The organism is Mucilaginibacter sp., from assembly GCF_039925265.1.
In the GTDB taxonomy this organism is placed as follows: domain Bacteria; phylum Bacteroidota; class Bacteroidia; order Sphingobacteriales; family Sphingobacteriaceae; genus Mucilaginibacter.
This window is the reverse complement of record NZ_JBDSZG010000032.1, coordinates 119,171-136,112: the sequence shown is the minus strand read 5'-3', so window position 1 is coordinate 136,112 and position 16,942 is coordinate 119,171. Positions and strand designations below refer to the sequence as shown.

The following is a 16,942-nucleotide window of genomic DNA, read 5'->3' as shown; positions in this document are numbered from 1 at the left end:
CTTTTCTGCTCCATCTACTCCAGCACCACCGTTTTATTTTTGTAAACAAATACCCGGTCGTCAAACACCAGCTTAAGGGCTTTGGCTAATACGGCGGTCTCAATTTCTTTGCCGGCCTTCACCATATCCTGCACCGTATGCGAGTGGTTTGCAGGGATAATTTGCTGTGCGATGATGGGGCCCTCGTCCAACTGATCGGTTACATAATGCGCTGTGGCGCCAATGAGCTTTACACCCCGTTCGTGTGCCTGCCGATAGGGGCTGGCGCCTGCAAAAGCCGGTAAAAACGAGTGGTGGATATTGATGATCCTTTTGCCGAAATGCCCCACAAAATCTGCCGAGAGGATCCGCATAAATTTAGCCAGTACTATGTAGTCGTATTCGTACCGCCCAATTATCTCCAAAAGATTCTCTTCAAAAGCTTTATTATCGCCCTCAAACAGTACCGGGTAAAAAGGGATATCAAACCGGCGGCAAATATCCTGCAGGGTGGCGTGGTTACCAATTACACATTGTACGGTTGCGCCCAGCGTGTTAAAATAATTGCGCACCAGTATATCGGCCAGGCAATGGTACTCTTTGGTTACCAGCACAATAACTTTTTTTTCGATATCTGGGTTTATTTTTACTATGGCCCTTTCGGGCAGTATTTGCAGCAGGTCTTTTTCCAGCTGGGCGGTACCGTTTGTTTTATCCACTTCAATGCGCATAAAAAAAAGCTGCTCGCCCTTGTCTACGTGCTCCTGCATGGAAATAATATTGAATTGCTTTTGCGAAAGCAAACCCGAAATGCCCGCCACAAGCCCAATCCTGTCGGCACATTGTATTACTATGATCATCTGAAAATTACTCTAATTTAAATTTCTCCCGCCCTTAATCTATCAGTACCCGAATTAAGCGAATTTTTAGAATTAATCGGGTAATAATTGGCAGGTAAATACTCCGGGTGTTCGAAACCTTTGTTTTCGTGTCTTAACGCTCGCATATTTGACTCACCCCGACTACGCTATCGCTTGTCGACCCTCTCTCCGCAAGCGGAAAGAGGATGAACTCATAACTTTTTGTTTTTTTAAACCTCTTTGCGAAGCAGAGAGGGTCGCGCACGAAGTGCCGCGGGGTGAGTCAACTCGCGACGCGGACATTTGCACTTTGTTTCGAACACCGAAGTTGAGCACTTCGGCCTACGCAAATCATGTGAATGAACAACAAAGCCCTTGAACTTCTTAATCAAAAAAGGCTTTCGCCAAATTTCTCCCACATCCTACCACCATCGTGGACTTTTTCAGGTTATTTCTTTCAAAAGCCTTTCAAAATTATCCGTCCCAAAATTCGCCCACTCTCTACCACCGGAATGTTAAAATGGCGCTATTTGCTTTTTAAAAACAGCTACAATTATTCCGCCACCGCCACCCGGCGTTGTTATAGTGTCGCGGATAGTAATCTGTAATGTTCCATCTACCGTGGTTATTTCGCCTTTTTGTTTATTGTTGAAGTAGAATTTACCCTGTTTTACCTGCCAGGTAGTTGTGGTGGTATCTCTGCTGCCAACGGTGAGCGCCGAAGTGGGTTGGCAAGGCGAGGTGCCTTTATAAAACGCCAAGGAGCTATTATCTGCTCTTAAAATCAACATATTATCTGCAAGGCACGGTGTGTTTTCGATACTATAAGTGGCGCCTGTGCCGAGTCCCCACGTATGTAAACTGTAGGTGCCAACCACAGCAATTTCAGTTGTTTTTTCTTTTTTGCACGTAGTAAGCAGTGTAATTGCTAACAAGCTTAGTATTAGTTTCTTATTCATTTAAGGCCAGGTTTTCAGAAATCGAATATAGAAAAAAACGGGCCAAAAAATGTTGAAAACTTTTTGGTGGGAAAAAGTGTTAAAAAGTGGAGAAAACCTATACTTTTACATTACTAAAAATGTTAACCAATACGAATGTCCTATTTAACAGGTGAATACGAATGTAAACTGGATGCCAAGGGGCGGATGATGATCCCCGCGGGCCTCAAAAAGCAGCTTCCCGAAGCTGACTCTGAGGGTCTTGTGATCAATCGTGGCCTCGAGAATTACCTGGTTATATACACCAAAAAAGAATGGGACAAAAAATTGGATGAACTAAGCAAACTTAACGAATTCGACAGGAAAGCCATACAGTTTGTGCGGTATTTTACCGCCGGTGCCACAGTAATGATACCGGATAGCGCGGGGAGGGTTAATCTTCCAAAAAATTTGTTTGAGCATGCCGGCATTGGCAGCGAGATAGTGCTTACCTGTATGCTGAACAAAATTGAGGTTTGGGATAGCGTGGCGCACAAGAAAATGATAGCCAACGAGCCCGAGGATTTTGCTGAACTGGCCGAAGAAGTAATGGGTAATAAAAAACGAGTAAATGAGTAATTACCATACCCCCGTTATGCTGCACGAGTGTATTGAAGGCTTAGCTATTAAGCCGAACGGCACCTATGTGGATGTAACTTTTGGCGGTGGTGGGCACTCGCGCGAGATCATGAAACACCTTGGCGAAGAAGGGCAATTGCTTGCTTTTGACCAGGATGCCGATGCACAGCAAAATATGATTGATGATGAACGCTTTACTTTCATCGATCAAAACTTCAGGTACCTGAAAAATTTCAGCCGTTTGCATGGCGCAATTCCGGTGGACGGGATCCTGGCAGATTTGGGTGTATCCAGTTACCAGTTTGACCAGGCGGAACGTGGTTTTTCTATCCGTTTTGATGCGGAGCTGGATATGCGGATGAATCAGCAAAGCGACCTGAGCGCTAAAGAAGTGGTAAACACCTATAGCGAAGCAGATCTGCACCGCATTTTTGGGATGTATGGCGAAATTCAGAACGCTAAATCGCTGGCTAATACTATTGTGACCGCAAGGCTTAACGGCCCGATTGTTACCGTGGCCGATCTGAAGAACGCGATAAGCAACCGCATCCCGAAGGGGAAGGAGAATAAATACCTTGCGCAGGTTTTCCAGGCGCTTAGGATAGAGGTGAACCAGGAACTGGAAGCTCTGAAAGATTTTTTGGTGCAATCGGCAGAAGTGCTGGCGGTTGGCGGCAGGCTGGTGGTAATGTCTTATCATTCGCTGGAGGATAGGCTGGTGAAGAATTTCATCGCCAAGGGCAAATTCAGCGGCGAGGTGGAGAAGGACCTTTATGGTAACAATAACAGGCCGTTTGATGCGGTAAGCCGCGGAGCCATCGTAGCATCGGCAGAAGAGATAGTTGGAAATAACAGGGCGCGTAGCGCTAAATTGAGAATAGCTGTAAAAAAATGAGTAACCGTTTCCGTACAGAAATTCAGGAAGAAGAAGCCGAACAGGAGCTTATTGTAGAGGAGAAACCATCAAAAGGCCTCCCCGATAACTTTTTAACGCAATTCTTAAAAAACGGGGTGGTTACTTCTGAGGATGTTACACGCGCGTTACCCTTTGTTTTTTACATCGCCTTTTTGTGCATGGTGTATATAGGGTTGAGGCACGTATCTGATAATAACATACGCGATATTGATAAAGTAGGCAAGCAGGTAAAAGAGCTGAGCTGGGAGTATAAAAGCAGTAAGGCCGAACTGGCATTTAAAAGTACGTTAACCGAAGTGGCAAAACGCGCGGAAGAGGATTCATTAGGGATCAGGTCGCCGGAGCAGCCACCGCAAAAAATTGTAGTAAAGGAGGGTGAACAGAAATGAGTATAAGAACTAACATATTGCTAAGGGTATACCTGGCTTTTGGGTTGATACTCCTGTTTGCGGGTGCGGTAATTTTTCAGCTGTGCCGCGTGCAATTAGCACAGGGCGACAAGTGGAAAGCAATGGCGCAGGAAAACTCCACAAGGTATAAAACGGTAGAGGCCGCGAGGGGGAATATTTTCTCCTCGGATGGTAGTTTGCTGGCCACCTCGGTGCCGGAGTACGATCTGCATTTGGATATGACCGCGGCAGGCATTGCCGATGACAAAGTGTTTGATGAGAAGATAGATTCATTATCGATGGTGATGGCCAATTATTTTAAGGACAGGCCAGCTAAAGAATATTCAAGGATCTTCCGCGAGGCGAGAAAAGAACGGTCCCGTTACCAACTCATCAGGCGCAAAGTGAGCTATCGCGAATTGGCGGATATCCGCAAGTTCCCGGTATTTAACCTGGGTAAATACAAAGGCGGGTTAATTGTTGAGCCGCAAAATAAGCGCATCCTGCCATTTAAGTCGCTGGCCGCGCGTACCATTGGTTACAAAAACGAGAATGTGAAAAACGGCGTAGGGCTGGAAGGGGCTTACACCAGCTATATCAACGGCGAAAGTGGTAAACGCTTAGAGCAGCGCCTTGCCGGTGGCGTTTGGATCCCTGTGAATGAAGACGATGATATAGCACCAAAAGAAGGCGCGGATATTATTTCAACCATCGATATTAATTTCCAGGACATCGCGCAAAGCGCCCTCGAAAAGCAGTTGGTAACAAGCGATGCCGACCACGGTACGGTTATTTTAATGGAGGTAGCTACCGGTGAGATCCGCGCGGTGGCCAACTATACCAAAATGCCTGATGGTTCATTTAAAGAGAAATTCAACTATGCTATCGCCGGCAACCAGGATCCGGGTTCTACCTTCAAGGTGGCATCGTACATGGCGCTGCTGGAAGATAAAATGGTAGATACCAATAACCTGGTGAGTACCGAAAATTATAAGATCCCGGGCAACAGCCATATTATAAAAGATTCGCACGGGAGTATCGGTACGGTGAGCGTAAAACGGGCGTTCGAGGAATCGTCTAATGCTGCGGTGGCCTCATTGGTGAACAGGTACTATACCAACAACCAGGCTAAGTTTACCAATCACCTGTATAGCTGGCACCTTAACGAGAAGTTTGGCCTGCAAATTCCCGGTGAAGCGCAGCCCGTGGTGAAAAACCCGAAGAACGCGAGTTGGAACAAGTATATGACCTTACCGCAAATGGCCTATGGTTACGAGATGCAGTTAACGCCGCTTAAAATGCTGTCGTTTTACAACGCTATTGCTAATAACGGCAAGTACATATCGCCAATTTTTGTAAAAGAAATAAGGCGATTGGGTAACACCATTGAACGTTTTGAAGCGCGTACCATCAACCCCAAAATGTGCTCGGCTGTTACGCTGAAAAAAATGCAGGAGATGCTGGAAGGCGTTGTGAGCGAAGGTACCGGTAAAACCAATGTAAAAAGCAGCCTGTTTAGGATAGCCGGTAAAACGGGTACCGCGCAGGTAGCTGATGGCCGTAATGGTTATAAAGGCAAAAAACAGTACCAGTCGTCGTTCTGTGGGTATTTCCCGGCAGATCATCCAAAGTATTCGCTCATCGTTGTTATAAACGACCCTAAGAACGGCTACTACGCTGCTTCAACAGCAGGGCCGGCATTTAAAGAGATCTGCGAAAAAGTTTACGCCAGCAGCCTGGGGATAGAGCATCCGCCGGTGCGTTATGTTGGCAATACAACTTTACCGCAAACTAAACAGGGCAACACCAGGGCCTTGAAACAGGTTTACGGGCAATTGGGCGTTAAGCCGTTGTATGCATCGCTAAATGCGGTTGCAAATGGCGTAGACACCAGCAACGGGATTGCTTTTGAGGAAAATAAAGTGAAGGCCGGCACGGTGCCAAATGTTACCGGGATGGGCTTGAGCGATGCGCTATATGTTTTGGGTAACGCGGGCTATAAAGTTGCGGTACGTGGAAGCGGCTCGGTTAACAGCCAGTCGGTTACAGGGGGCAGCCAAATACCAAAAGGGTCTAAAATAACAATAGAACTGCAATGAGATATTTGAGCGATTTGTTGGAAGGGGTAGCATTTACCGAATTACAGGGTAGTGCCGATGTGGAGATATCTGCCGTAGTGTTCGACTCGCGCAAAGTAGTGCCGGGTGCGTTGTTCGTAGCTTTAAAAGGCACCGTTGTAGACGGGCACGATTATATAGAACAGGCCATGAAAGATGGCGCTGTAGCGGTTATTTGCGAGGAGCTCCCTGCCCATACCGCTACGGAGGTTGATTTTTTAATGGTGAACAACTCGGCAAAAGCCCTGGGTACGCTTGCTGCTAATTTTTACGAGAACCCGTCATCAAACTTAAAACTGGTAGGGGTTACCGGCACTAATGGTAAAACTACTATTGCTACACTGCTTTATAAGCTGTTTAGGGATATGGGCTATAAATGCGGGCTGCTTTCTACGGTGGAGAACCAGGTGAACGGCCGGGTTATCCCAAGTACCCATACCACGCCAGACCCGGTTGCGCTGAACGAGTTGCTGAGCAGTATGGTTGATGAAGGCTGCGATTACTGCTTTATGGAAGTAAGCTCGCATGCTATAGCACAATACCGCATAGAAGGGCTGAAGTTTTCGGGAGGTATCTTCTCGAATTTAACGCACGATCACCTCGACTACCATAAAACGTTTGATAGCTACCTGAAGGCGAAAAAGACATTTTTTGATAATCTGCCAAAGAGCGCTTTCGCACTAACTAATAGCGACGATAAGAATGGCAACGTTATGCTGCAAAATACATCGGCACATAAGAAAAGCTATGGCCTGAAAAGCATGGCCGATTACCGGGCACGCATAATTGAGAACCAGTTTGGTGGCTTGCTTTTAAATATAGATAACGACGAAGTTTGGTTTAAGCTGGTAGGCACCTTTAACGCTTACAACCTGCTGGCAGTTTACGCTGCGGCTTTATTGCTGGAGCAGGACAGGAGCAAAGTGCTGGTAAGCCTAAGCAAACTAACCGGTGCCGAGGGGCGCTTTGAATACATTGTAGCGCCAAACAAGGTGATAGGCATTGTAGATTACGCCCACACGCCGGATGCTGTACAAAACGTATTGAGCACCATACACGATATTCGCAAGGGAAAAGAAAAGGTAATTACCGTGATAGGCTGCGGTGGCGACCGGGATAAAACCAAGCGCCCCATAATGGCAAAAGTGGCCAGCGAATGGAGCGATAAGGTGATCCTGACATCAGACAACCCGCGTACCGAAGACCCGGCCCAGATCATTAAGGATATGGAAGCAGGCATCGACCCGGCGTTTAAAAGACATACCGTGAGCATTGCGGATAGAAGAGAAGCTATAAAAACCGCCTGCATGTTTGCCCAGCCCGGAGATATTATTCTGCTGGCAGGCAAGGGCCACGAAAAATACCAGGACATCAACGGCGTGAAGAACCATTTTGATGATATGGAAGAGATTTTAGCTCAATTTAAGGAGATGAGCTCTTGATGTGCAGATGCGGGGATATGCAGATGTGCAGATGAGAAAAGAAGAAAATTGAGAATAGAGAATAACCGATTAATATAAACAACGATAATTTAAACATAAACCGCAAATAAGCATATCGGGGACTGTAGTTGGGAGATAATATTTCCTTCATCCGCACATCCGCACATCGGCATATCTGCACATCAAGCGACGCGCATGTTATATTACCTGTTTAGCTATTTAAATAAAAATTACAGTATCCCGGGAGCGGGGGTATTTCAATACCTCACGTTCAGGATGGCTATGGCGGTAATTGTATCGTTATTGGTTACTACGGTTTATGGCCGCAGGCTGATAGATTACCTGCGCTTTAAACAAGTTGGCGAAACGGTGCGTAACCTGGGTTTGGAAGGGCAGATGCAAAAATCGGGTACGCCTACTATGGGCGGTATCATCATTTTAGCAGGGATACTTATACCAACGCTGCTGTTCGCACGGCTGGATAACATCTACATCATTATGATGCTGGTAACCACTATTTGGTTGGGTGCTATCGGTTTTCTGGACGATTATATCAAGGTATTCAAAAAGAACAAAGAAGGCCTGGCAGGCCGGTTTAAAATAACCGGGCAGGTTGGGTTGGCAGTGTTCATCGGGTATACTATGTACTTCAACAGCGGCATTACCATGCGCCAGGAAGTAAAGCTGCCGGTTAAATATGATGTGCCGGTTGATTTTCACATGCGTGGCGATAAGCAGGTACTTACGCAGGATATTAAAAGTACAAAAACCACCATGCCATTCTACAAGAACAATGAGTTTGATTACGGCAAGGTGCTGAAATTTATTGGTCCGGGTTACGAGCATTACGCGTTGGTGGTATTTATGTTCTTTACCATCATCATTATTACGTTCATATCCAACGGGGCAAACCTAACGGACGGGATAGATGGACTGGCGACGGGGACGTCGGCCATTATCGGGCTTACGCTGGCCATATTGGCCTATGTGTCCGGTAATACGCTGATAGCCGACTATCTCAATATCATGTATATCCCCAACTCAGGAGAGCTGGTAATTTTTGCCGGCGCGTTTGTTGGTGCATGCGTTGGCTTTTTATGGTACAACTCTTACCCTGCCCAGGTATTTATGGGCGATACGGGCAGTTTGGCCATTGGCGGGATCATAGCGGTATTCGCTATCATGATACGTAAGGAATTGTTAATACCTGTGCTGTGTGGAATTTTTGTGGTAGAGAACATGTCGGTAATTATACAGGTCGGCTGGTTTAAGTGGACAAAGAAACGTTTCGGCGAAGGCCGCAGGGTGTTTTTAATGGCACCGTTGCATCACCATTACCAAAAGAAGGGCTTCCACGAAAGCAAGATCGTAACGAGGTTTTATATCATCTGTATCATGCTGGCCATTATAACGGTGATAACGCTGAAACTTCGTTAGAGGCCCCCCGACCCCCTGAAGGGGGAGTAGGATTAGAATAAGGATTGAAAGACAAAGGATAAAAGAACAATGCAAACGCCGAACAACAACCCAGCCAATCAAAAGCTCCCCCTTCAGGGGGCGGGGGGGGCTCTGCGCCTTGCTATCCTCGGCGCTGGCGAAAGCGGTGTTGGGGCGGCGTACCTGGCCCAGCAGAAGGGCTATGATGTTTTTGTTTCGGATTTTGGGGCGATAGCGGATAACTACAAAAAGCAACTACAGGACTGGAACATTCGCTTTGAAGAGGGTGGCCATACTTACGAGGAGCTCTTAAGCGCGGTTGAGGTAGTTAAAAGCCCGGGCATACCCGATAAGGCGCCTGTAGTGAAGAAACTGGTAGAGGCGAACATCCCGGTGATATCCGAGATAGAGTTTGCAGGGAGGTATACCGATGCTAAGATGATCTGCATCACAGGCAGTAACGGTAAAACAACTACCGCAAGCCTTACTTACCATATTCTGAAGAATGGTGGTTTGAATGTTGGGCTGGCAGGGAACATAGGCAAAAGCTTTGCTTACCAGGTTGCCACCGAGAGCTTTGAATACTATGTGCTGGAGATAAGCAGCTTTATGCTGGATAACATGTACCAATTTAAGGCGGATATAAGTGTGCTGTTAAACATCACACCCGACCACCTGGACAGGTACGATTACAAGCTGGAGAATTACGCGGCATCCAAGTTCAGGATAACGCAGAACCAGACCGCGGCAGACTATTACATCTACTGCGCAGACGATGCCGAAACACTGAAAGTAATGGAGGGTAAAACCATAGCCGCGCAGCAGATGCCGTTCTCCATAGAAAAAACGATTGAAACGGGAGCATATCTCGATAAGGACAATATTGTCATAAACATACACCAACAACATTTTCAAATGTCTATCACCGAACTGGCCCTGCAGGGTAAACACAACCTTTACAATTCAATGGCATCGGGTATTGTAGCAAAAGTGCTGGAGTTGCGCAACGAAACAATGCGCGAAAGCATGGGGAATTTCCGCAATATAGAACACCGTTTGGAGTTTGTTGCCAAAATTTCGGGCATTGCCTTCATCAACGATTCCAAAGCTACCAATGTAAACTCTACCTGGTACGCGCTGGAAAGCATGAGCAGCCCTGTTGTTTTGATCTTAGGTGGTGTAGACAAAGGCAACGATTACAGTATGCTTAAGGAGCTGGTCAGGCAAAAGGTAAAGGCCATTGTATGTTTAGGTAAAGACAATAAACGCATCCACGATGCTTTTGAAGATGATACCGAAATAATTGTAAACACCGGCTCGGCATCAGAAGCTGCCCAAATAGCATACCACTTAGCAGAAAAAGGAGATACCGTATTGCTATCACCGGCCTGCGCAAGTTTCGACCTGTTTAAGAACTACGAAGACCGGGGCAGGCAGTTTAAGGACGCGGTGAAGGAGCTGTAGGGGAGCCCCCTAACCCCCTGAAGGGGGAACAAAATTCGGATTTCGGATTTTCGATTTCGGATTTATAAAATTGGAAGAAAGATAAAGCGTAAAGTAACAGGAAGAGGTAATGGATACCACAGGCAATCAAGCAAATCAAAAACTCCCCCTTCAGGGGGCTGGGGGGCTGAGCGCTATACTCAGTAACGTAAAGGGAGACCGCTGGATATGGCTTATCGTCATTATGCTGTCGATGATCTCTATGCTGGCGGTATATAGTTCAATTGGTACGCTGGCGTACACCAGGGGCGTGGGGGTGGAGTCTATTTTGATGAAGCACATGTTCATGATCATTGCAGGTATTATATTGATGTACATTTCGCACAGGCTGGATTATCGTTACTATGCCGGCATCTCTAAAATACTGATGATCGTTACCATACCGTTGCTGTTGTTCACCTTGTTCTTTGGGTCGCACATTAACCACGCAAGCAGGTGGTTGGCTATACCGGGTACGGGGCTTAGCTTCCAAACTTCCGATCTGGCCAAGCTGGCACTGATCACCTATTTGGCGCGCATATTATCGCGTAAGCAGGAAAATATAAAGGATGTAAAAAATTCCTTCATCCCTATCATGGGGTCGGTGTGTGTGATATTCGCGCTCATTGGGCCGGCCAACTTATCAACCGGTTTGATGCTGTTTGGCGTAAGCATTTTGCTGCTTATTATGGGGCGTATCAGCATAAAGCAGATAGCCGTTGTTTGCGTAGCAGGGATGTTCTTATTAACGGCGATGCTGTTCTTAGGGTCTCGACGTGCAACACACATATCCAGGGTAAAGGCGTTCTTTCACCCCGAACTGGCCGATAAGGACAAACTTTTCCAGGGGAATCACGCCAAAATTGCCATTGCAACGGGCGGCTTCTTTGGTAAAGGACCGGGCCGCAGTACCGAGCGTAACTATCTGCCGGAGGCGTTCTCCGATGAGATCTTCGCCATTATAGTAGAAGAGTACGGCCTGTTTGGCGGTATCGTAGTGATCAGCATATACCTGTTCCTGCTGTACCGATGCATAAAAATAGTAACCAAGGCCCCGAAAGCCTTTGGCGCGCTGCTGGCGGCAGGCTTAAGTTTTAGCTTAACCATACAGGCATTTGCCAACATGGCGGTGGCCGTGGGTTTAGGCCCGGTAACCGGTGTGTCGTTACCATTGGTGAGTATGGGCGGTACATCCATATTGTTTACCAGTATCGCTTTCGGTATTATATTATCCGTAAGCCGCGATATTGATGAACCAAAGAAAGTGGTAGTAGGAGAGATAAGGGAAGCGTAGTGGAAGCCCCCCCAGTCCCCTGAAGGGGGAGCAGAAGTTAGAAGGGGGGACAATTAGAGACAGGGAATAAAAGAAAAGGATCAAAATAAAATCGTTGAAATCATCAGAGTAATCTGTGAAATCACAAAAAATAATCGGTGGAATCCAAAAAAATGAAAACGCAAGGCAACGGTACTAATCAAAAGCTCCCCCTTCAGGGGGCTGGGGGGCTCCGCGTCATCATTAGCGGCGGCGGTACAGGGGGGCATATCTTCCCGGCTATTGCTATTGCCAATGCCTTGAAAAAGCTAAACCCTGCCGCCGAAATATTATTTGTTGGTGCCAGCGGCCGTATGGAAATGGAAAAAGTTCCGGCTGCCGGTTACGAAATTATTGGGTTGGATATACAGGGGCTCCAGCGTAAATCCATCATGAAGAACCTGATGTTCCCAATAAAATTGATCAGTAGCGTGCGCAAGGCCGTTAAGATCATTAAAGATTTTAAGCCCGATGCCTGTGTAGGCGTGGGTGGTTATGCTTCGGGTCCGTTATTGTACGCGGCTTCGGTTATGGGCATCCCAACTTTAATACAGGAGCAAAACTCTTACGCGGGTATCACCAATAAATGGCTGGGTAAAAAAGCCAAAAAGATATGTGTTGCCTTTGATGGCATGGACAAATTTTTCCCGGCAGAACGCATTATCAAAACCGGCAACCCTATCCGTAAGGAATCGGTAGATATTGCGGGCAAGCACATGCAGGCGCTGGAGTTGTATAAGCTTTCATCCCGCAAAAAAACGATACTGGTCACTGGTGGCAGCCTCGGTGCCGGCACTCTAAATAAAAGCATCATGGCCGGGCTCGATAAAATTATCAAGGCTGATGTACAGGTGATCTGGCAAACGGGTAAGTTTTATTACAAAGGCATTAAAGAGCAACTGGGCGATAATATTCACCCAAACATTTGCGTAGTAGAATTTTTAAACCGTATGGATCTGGCCTTTGCCGCTGCGGATGTTATCATTTCTCGCGCCGGTGCGGGCACTATTGCCGAATTGTGTGTGATCAAAAAACCGGTGATACTGGTGCCATCGCCAAACGTGGCGGAGGATCACCAAACCAAAAACGCCTTGGCCCTGGTAACAGAAGATGCCGCCGCGTTTGTGGCCGACCGCGATGCCGAAGCAAAACTGGTTGATAAAGCATTAGAACTGTTGAACAATAAAAGTTTACAAAAGAAATTAAGCGATAAAATTGGCAGGCTGGCCATGCCAAATGCCGATGAGGTTATCGCGAAAGAGGTTATCCAAATAACAAACAACAATTAGATCTGGCTAATCCCCGTAGAACGCGGGGATAGCCTTTTTTATGGTTAGTGAATAGTTGATTGGAGAATAGAGGTTTTTAAAGAAATAAGACAATGGAATTAAAAAACATACAGCGGGTTTACCTGGTAGGCATAGGCGGCATAGGCATGAGCGGCCTTGCGCGCTATTTCCATCATTTGGGTTGTGTTGTATGTGGATACGATAAAACCAGCACCCCCTTAACCGATGCCCTGCATAACGAAGGTATCCGGGTAGTATTTGAGGACAGGCTGGATTGGATCCCCATGAGTTTTCAGCAGCCTTGCGACGGCACATTGGTGATCTATACGCCGGCCATCCCCAAGGATTCTCAAATTCTGAATTATTTTAAAACCAAAGCGTTCGATCTGCAGAAACGCTCGCAGGTATTGGGGATCATCAGCAGGGGCATGTTCACCATAGCGGTGGCAGGTACCCATGGTAAAACCACTACCTCGTGCATGATAGCGCATATCCTGAAAGATTCGGGCAAAGATTGCTCGGCTTTTTTGGGTGGTATTTCATCCAACTACAACACCAATGTGCTGTATGGAAAAAACGATATTGTAGTAGTTGAGGCAGACGAGTACGACAGGTCGTTTTTAACGCTGAGTCCGGATACCGCCATTATCACCTCTATGGATGCCGATCATTTGGATATCTATGGAGACCACTCGCACCTCGAAGAATCGTTCAGGTTGTTTGCTTCGCAGATAAAGCCGGGCGGTGTGCTCATCTATAAAAAGGGCCTGCCGCTGGCCGAAGGTTTTACCTACACCGTAAACGGCGAAGCCGGCGCGATGGGCAGTAACATCCGTATCGAAGAGGGCAACTTCCATTTCGATTTTGATAACGGTTCAACCGCCATCCCAAACATCAGGATGGGTATAGCGGGTTTGCACAATATAGAGAACGCGGTAGCCGCTATCGAAGCATCGTTAAGGTTAGAGATCTCGGGCGATGCCATCCGCGAAGCCTTGGGTTCGTTTAAAGGCGTAAAGCGCAGGTTCGAATACATTGTAAAAAACGAAGGGCATATTTATATTGATGATTATGCTCACCACCCCGAAGAATTGCGGGCGGCCATTACATCGGTAAAAAGGCTCTACCCGGATAAGAAGTTAACGGTGATGTTTCAGCCGCATTTATTTACCCGCACCCGCGATTTTGTGGACGGCTTTGCCGAAGTGCTGGATATGGCCGATGAGCTTTTGATGCTGGAGATTTACCCGGCCCGCGAGCTGCCAATACCGGGTGTAGACAGCAATATGGTGCTGAACCTGATGAAACTGGAAAACAAGCGCCTTGTAGGCAAACAGGAGAGTCTCGGTATCATCAAAAATGAAAGACCTGAGCTGTTGTTGACCGTAGGCGCAGGCGATATAGATACATTGGTAAACCCATTAAGAGAGATATTACAACATGTTTAAGAAACGTATTTGGAAACCATTGTTAATTGGATTAGGCTGGACACTCAGCCTGGCCGGTTTGGTGGTGCTGATGAGTTTCATATCCATTAAAAAAAATGAGGTGGTTTGCTCGGCCATTAAGGTTTACATACCGGGTAGTCATTACTTTATAGACAGGCAGGAGGTTGACCATATTTTGCAAATGGACAGCCATACGCTTATTGGCCGCCGTATAGAAACTATAGACCTGCACGACCTGGAAACAAAACTGAAAAACAACCCTTTTATTGAGTTTGCCAAGGTTTATGCCGATATGGATGGTGTGATACAGGTTGAAGTAAGCCAGCGCCAGCCCATATTAAGGGTGATGAACCGTTTCGACCAGGATTTTTACGTTGATCAGCATGGTTTAAAGATGCCGCTATCGCAAAACTTTACCGCGAGGGTAATTGCAGCCAACGGTTTTATAGATGAGCTTTTTGCCAACAAGGTAGATTCGCTGCACACCGCATTAGCCCGAGACCTTTTCAAAACGGCCGATTTTATCCGTAACGATTCGCTTTGGGATGCGCAGATAGCACAGATCTATATTAACAAAGATCATGAGATAGAGCTGATCCCCCGGGTAGGTAACCAACGGATCTTACTGGGAACGGCAGATTCACTGGAACTGCGCTTTGGCAACCTCAAAGCATTTTACCAAAAGGCTTTGCCTATGGTAGGTTGGGATGCTTATAAAGTCATCAACATTAAATACAACAACCAGGTAATAGGCGTTAAAAACCAAACCCTGGTAGATTCCCTGAATACGGTAAAGGAAAAGGCCAAACGCGCCGCAGAAGACTCTGTACGTGCAGTGCGAATGAACAGGGTAAAAAGCGAACCGGTTATTACAGAATCCATCGTTAACAAGGCGGATAACGTTACAGACGAAAAACCTGCCGAAGCTAAACCTGTTGCGGTAAAGCCGGCAGAACATAAAACAGCGGAACCAAAGCCTGTTGTACACCGGGCCGTAACGCCAAAACCGGTAACGCCAAAACCCGTTGCACATACGCCCCCGGCAGCGGAGGACGTAATTGCCAGTTACGTGGCAAGTAAAAAGCCGGCACGTAAGCCCGCCACAACAAAAGCGGATAAGCCGGCAGAGAACAAAAAAAAGGCAGACAAGAAACCGGCAACAAGCAAACCGGTGGTAAAGAAAGCCGCAGAGAAGAAAACCGATAAAAAGACATCTATTAAAAAATAACAATATGGACAAAAGTTCAACGCAAGAAAAAAGTTCGCCAATTGTAGTGGGGCTGGATATTGGCACTACTAAAATTTGTGCTATTGTTGGTCGCCGCAGTAAAAACGGCAAAATTGAAGTGCTGGGTATAGGCAAAGCCGAATCGGCGGGGGTTACGCGCGGCGTGGTATCAAACATCGATAAAACGGTGCAGGGTATTACCCAGGCAGTAGATGTGGCCGGCGCGCAATCAAACGTGGAGATAAGGATAGTGAACGTGGGTATTGCGGGGCAGCATATAAAAAGCTTACAACACCGCGGGCTGATAACCCGTAAGGACCTGAACACCGAAATTGGCCGTAAGGATATAGATAAACTGGTTGAGGACATGTACAACCTGGTGATGCCCCCGGGCGAGGAGATCATCCACGTGTTGCCGCAGGAATTTACGGTAGACAGCGAGCCGGGTATCAAAGACCCGATTGGCATGGCAGGCGTGCGTTTGGAAGCAAACTTCCACATCATCTCTGGCCAGGTTACGGCAATTAAAAACATTGTAAAGTGTGTTACCAAGGCACAGCTGGAAAGCCAGGAACTGATCCTGGAGCCATTGGCATCTTCGGAATCGGTTTTGAGCGACGAGGAAAAAGAGGCCGGCATTGTATTGGTTGATATTGGTGGTGGTACTACCGATGTGGCTATCTTCCACGAAGGCATCATTCGCCATACCGCAGTTATTCCATTCGGTGGTAACAGCGTTACCGAAGACATCCGCGAAGGCTGCTCGGTTATGCGCAACATCGCAGAGCAACTAAAAGTAAGGTTTGGTTCGGCACTGGCAGAGGAGAATAAAGAGAACGAAATAGTTTGTGTACCGGGTTTACGCGGCCGCGAACCAAAAGAGATCTCGGTTAAAAACCTGGCCTTTGTGATACAGGCCCGTATGGAAGAGATCATAGAGCATGTTTACTATGAAATAAAATCATCCGGCTACGAAAAGAAACTGATTGGTGGTATAGTAGTAACAGGTGGTGGTGCCCAGTTAAAGCACTTAACCCAGCTGATAGAGTTTGTAACCGGGTTAGATTGCCGCATAGGTTACCCTAACGAACACCTTGCCAAAAACGAAAGCCTGCCAAAGAATATATATGAGGAACTGCAAAGCCCAACCTTCGCGACAGGCATAGGCCTGCTGATAAAAGGGATCCAGAAGATGGAGTACAACAGCATTACGCAGGCAGCACCGGTAGCAGCCAAAATAGAAAAAGCGAAGTATACCGACGACCGCAAATTTGGTCTGCTGGGCAAAATATTAGAATCAGGTAAGAAATTTATTAAGGATGATATAAAAGACGAGGACTTTTTGAAATAGGCAGGGCGCCTGAGGGTTTACCTAAGTGAGTTAATTTTTATTCACAATAATTAACTTTTCCACATTGTGCACATTTGTGGAAAAACCCTGTGGAAAAACCCCTATCATTACATTAAGGAATTCTATCTAATCATCA

General features: G+C 46.7%; 14 protein-coding genes. 12 read left to right on the top strand and 2 right to left on the bottom strand.

Translation table 11 applies throughout. The features are described from left to right. Window positions 1-14 precede the first annotated feature (14 nt). Both purU and ABIX36_RS14995 read right to left on the bottom strand, forming a co-directional pair. Window positions 15-839 (bottom strand): formyltetrahydrofolate deformylase, encoded by an 825-nt coding sequence (gene purU / locus ABIX36_RS15000; protein WP_348082973.1) that lies wholly within the window; start codon window positions 837-839, stop codon window positions 15-17. Between the two features lie 515 nt (window positions 840-1,354). After that, window positions 1,355-1,798, bottom strand: coding sequence for a hypothetical protein (locus tag ABIX36_RS14995; protein WP_348082972.1), 444 nt, complete (start codon window positions 1,796-1,798; stop codon window positions 1,355-1,357). 135 nt (window positions 1,799-1,933) lie between these two features. Between ABIX36_RS14995 and mraZ the strand changes: the two genes are divergently transcribed. From mraZ to ftsA, 12 genes are all read left to right on the top strand, one after another. Further along, window positions 1,934-2,395, top strand: coding sequence for a division/cell wall cluster transcriptional repressor MraZ (mraZ, locus tag ABIX36_RS14990; RefSeq protein WP_348082971.1), 462 nt, complete (start codon window positions 1,934-1,936; stop codon window positions 2,393-2,395). Further along, the gene (gene rsmH / locus ABIX36_RS14985; RefSeq protein WP_348082970.1) at window positions 2,388-3,290 is read left to right on the top strand and encodes a 16S rRNA (cytosine(1402)-N(4))-methyltransferase RsmH; all 903 of its coding nucleotides are present in this window, start codon (window positions 2,388-2,390) and stop codon (window positions 3,288-3,290) included. The genes mraZ and rsmH overlap by 8 nt, the downstream gene beginning before the upstream one ends. Beyond that, the gene (locus tag ABIX36_RS14980) at window positions 3,287-3,700 is read left to right on the top strand and encodes an FtsL-like putative cell division protein (RefSeq protein ID WP_348082969.1); all 414 of its coding nucleotides are present in this window, start codon (window positions 3,287-3,289) and stop codon (window positions 3,698-3,700) included. The genes rsmH and ABIX36_RS14980 overlap by 4 nt, the downstream gene beginning before the upstream one ends. Continuing rightward, window positions 3,697-5,799 (top strand): penicillin-binding protein, encoded by a 2,103-nt coding sequence (locus ABIX36_RS14975; RefSeq protein WP_348082968.1) that lies wholly within the window; start codon window positions 3,697-3,699, stop codon window positions 5,797-5,799. The genes ABIX36_RS14980 and ABIX36_RS14975 overlap by 4 nt, the downstream gene beginning before the upstream one ends. Then, entirely contained in the window at window positions 5,796-7,259 is a 1,464-nt protein-coding gene (locus ABIX36_RS14970; protein WP_348082967.1) for a UDP-N-acetylmuramoyl-L-alanyl-D-glutamate--2,6-diaminopimelate ligase, read from the top strand. The genes ABIX36_RS14975 and ABIX36_RS14970 overlap by 4 nt, the downstream gene beginning before the upstream one ends. 195 nt (window positions 7,260-7,454) lie before the next feature. After that, window positions 7,455-8,696 carry a phospho-N-acetylmuramoyl-pentapeptide-transferase gene (mraY, locus tag ABIX36_RS14965; RefSeq protein WP_348082966.1) on the top strand — a complete coding sequence of 414 codons (1,242 nt, stop codon included), beginning with the start codon at window positions 7,455-7,457 and terminating at the stop codon, window positions 8,694-8,696. Between the two features lie 69 nt (window positions 8,697-8,765). Continuing rightward, complete coding sequence (gene murD, locus ABIX36_RS14960) at window positions 8,766-10,160, top strand: UDP-N-acetylmuramoyl-L-alanine--D-glutamate ligase (protein WP_348082965.1); 1,395 nt, start codon at window positions 8,766-8,768, stop codon at window positions 10,158-10,160. Window positions 10,161-10,269: 109 nt separating this feature from the next. After that, a complete protein-coding gene (locus ABIX36_RS14955; protein WP_348082964.1) occupies window positions 10,270-11,472 on the top strand; it encodes an FtsW/RodA/SpoVE family cell cycle protein in 1,203 nt (400 codons plus the stop codon). 152 nt (window positions 11,473-11,624) lie between these two features. Continuing rightward, window positions 11,625-12,779, top strand: a complete 1,155-nt coding sequence (murG, locus tag ABIX36_RS14950; protein WP_348082963.1) for an undecaprenyldiphospho-muramoylpentapeptide beta-N-acetylglucosaminyltransferase — start codon at window positions 11,625-11,627, stop codon at window positions 12,777-12,779. 92 nt (window positions 12,780-12,871) lie between these two features. Then, complete coding sequence (gene murC / locus ABIX36_RS14945; protein ID WP_128531791.1) at window positions 12,872-14,227, top strand: UDP-N-acetylmuramate--L-alanine ligase; 1,356 nt, start codon at window positions 12,872-12,874, stop codon at window positions 14,225-14,227. Next, window positions 14,220-15,455 carry a cell division protein FtsQ gene (locus ABIX36_RS14940; protein WP_348082962.1) on the top strand — a complete coding sequence of 412 codons (1,236 nt, stop codon included), beginning with the start codon at window positions 14,220-14,222 and terminating at the stop codon, window positions 15,453-15,455. Before murC ends, ABIX36_RS14940 begins: the two co-directional genes overlap by 8 nt. 4 nt (window positions 15,456-15,459) lie before the next feature. After that, on the top strand, window positions 15,460-16,806 hold the full coding sequence (gene ftsA / locus ABIX36_RS14935) for a cell division protein FtsA (RefSeq protein WP_348082961.1): 1,347 nt from the start codon (window positions 15,460-15,462) through the stop codon (window positions 16,804-16,806). The last annotated feature ends 136 nt before the right edge of the window (window positions 16,807-16,942 follow it).

Excerpts from the sequence above, each read along its gene's own strand:
- murG (WP_348082963.1), top strand. The coding sequence starts at position 11,625 with ATGAAAACGCAAGGCAACGGTACTAATCAAAAGCTCCCCCTTCAGGGG.
- ABIX36_RS14975 (WP_348082968.1), top strand. The coding sequence starts at position 3,697 with ATGAGTATAAGAACTAACATATTGCTAAGGGTATACCTGGCTTTTGGG.
- ABIX36_RS14970 (WP_348082967.1), top strand. The coding sequence starts at position 5,796 with ATGAGATATTTGAGCGATTTGTTGGAAGGGGTAGCATTTACCGAATTA.
- ABIX36_RS14955 (WP_348082964.1), top strand. The coding sequence starts at position 10,270 with ATGGATACCACAGGCAATCAAGCAAATCAAAAACTCCCCCTTCAGGGG.
- mraZ (WP_348082971.1), top strand. The coding sequence starts at position 1,934 with ATGTCCTATTTAACAGGTGAATACGAATGTAAACTGGATGCCAAGGGG.
- purU (WP_348082973.1), bottom strand. The coding sequence starts at position 839 with ATGATCATAGTAATACAATGTGCCGACAGGATTGGGCTTGTGGCGGGC.
- murC (WP_128531791.1), top strand. The coding sequence starts at position 12,872 with ATGGAATTAAAAAACATACAGCGGGTTTACCTGGTAGGCATAGGCGGC.
- rsmH (WP_348082970.1), top strand. The coding sequence starts at position 2,388 with ATGAGTAATTACCATACCCCCGTTATGCTGCACGAGTGTATTGAAGGC.
- ABIX36_RS14940 (WP_348082962.1), top strand. The coding sequence starts at position 14,220 with ATGTTTAAGAAACGTATTTGGAAACCATTGTTAATTGGATTAGGCTGG.
- ftsA (WP_348082961.1), top strand. The coding sequence starts at position 15,460 with ATGGACAAAAGTTCAACGCAAGAAAAAAGTTCGCCAATTGTAGTGGGG.
- ABIX36_RS14995 (WP_348082972.1), bottom strand. The coding sequence starts at position 1,798 with ATGAATAAGAAACTAATACTAAGCTTGTTAGCAATTACACTGCTTACT.
- mraY (WP_348082966.1), top strand. The coding sequence starts at position 7,455 with ATGTTATATTACCTGTTTAGCTATTTAAATAAAAATTACAGTATCCCG.
- murD (WP_348082965.1), top strand. The coding sequence starts at position 8,766 with ATGCAAACGCCGAACAACAACCCAGCCAATCAAAAGCTCCCCCTTCAG.
- ABIX36_RS14980 (WP_348082969.1), top strand. The coding sequence starts at position 3,287 with ATGAGTAACCGTTTCCGTACAGAAATTCAGGAAGAAGAAGCCGAACAG.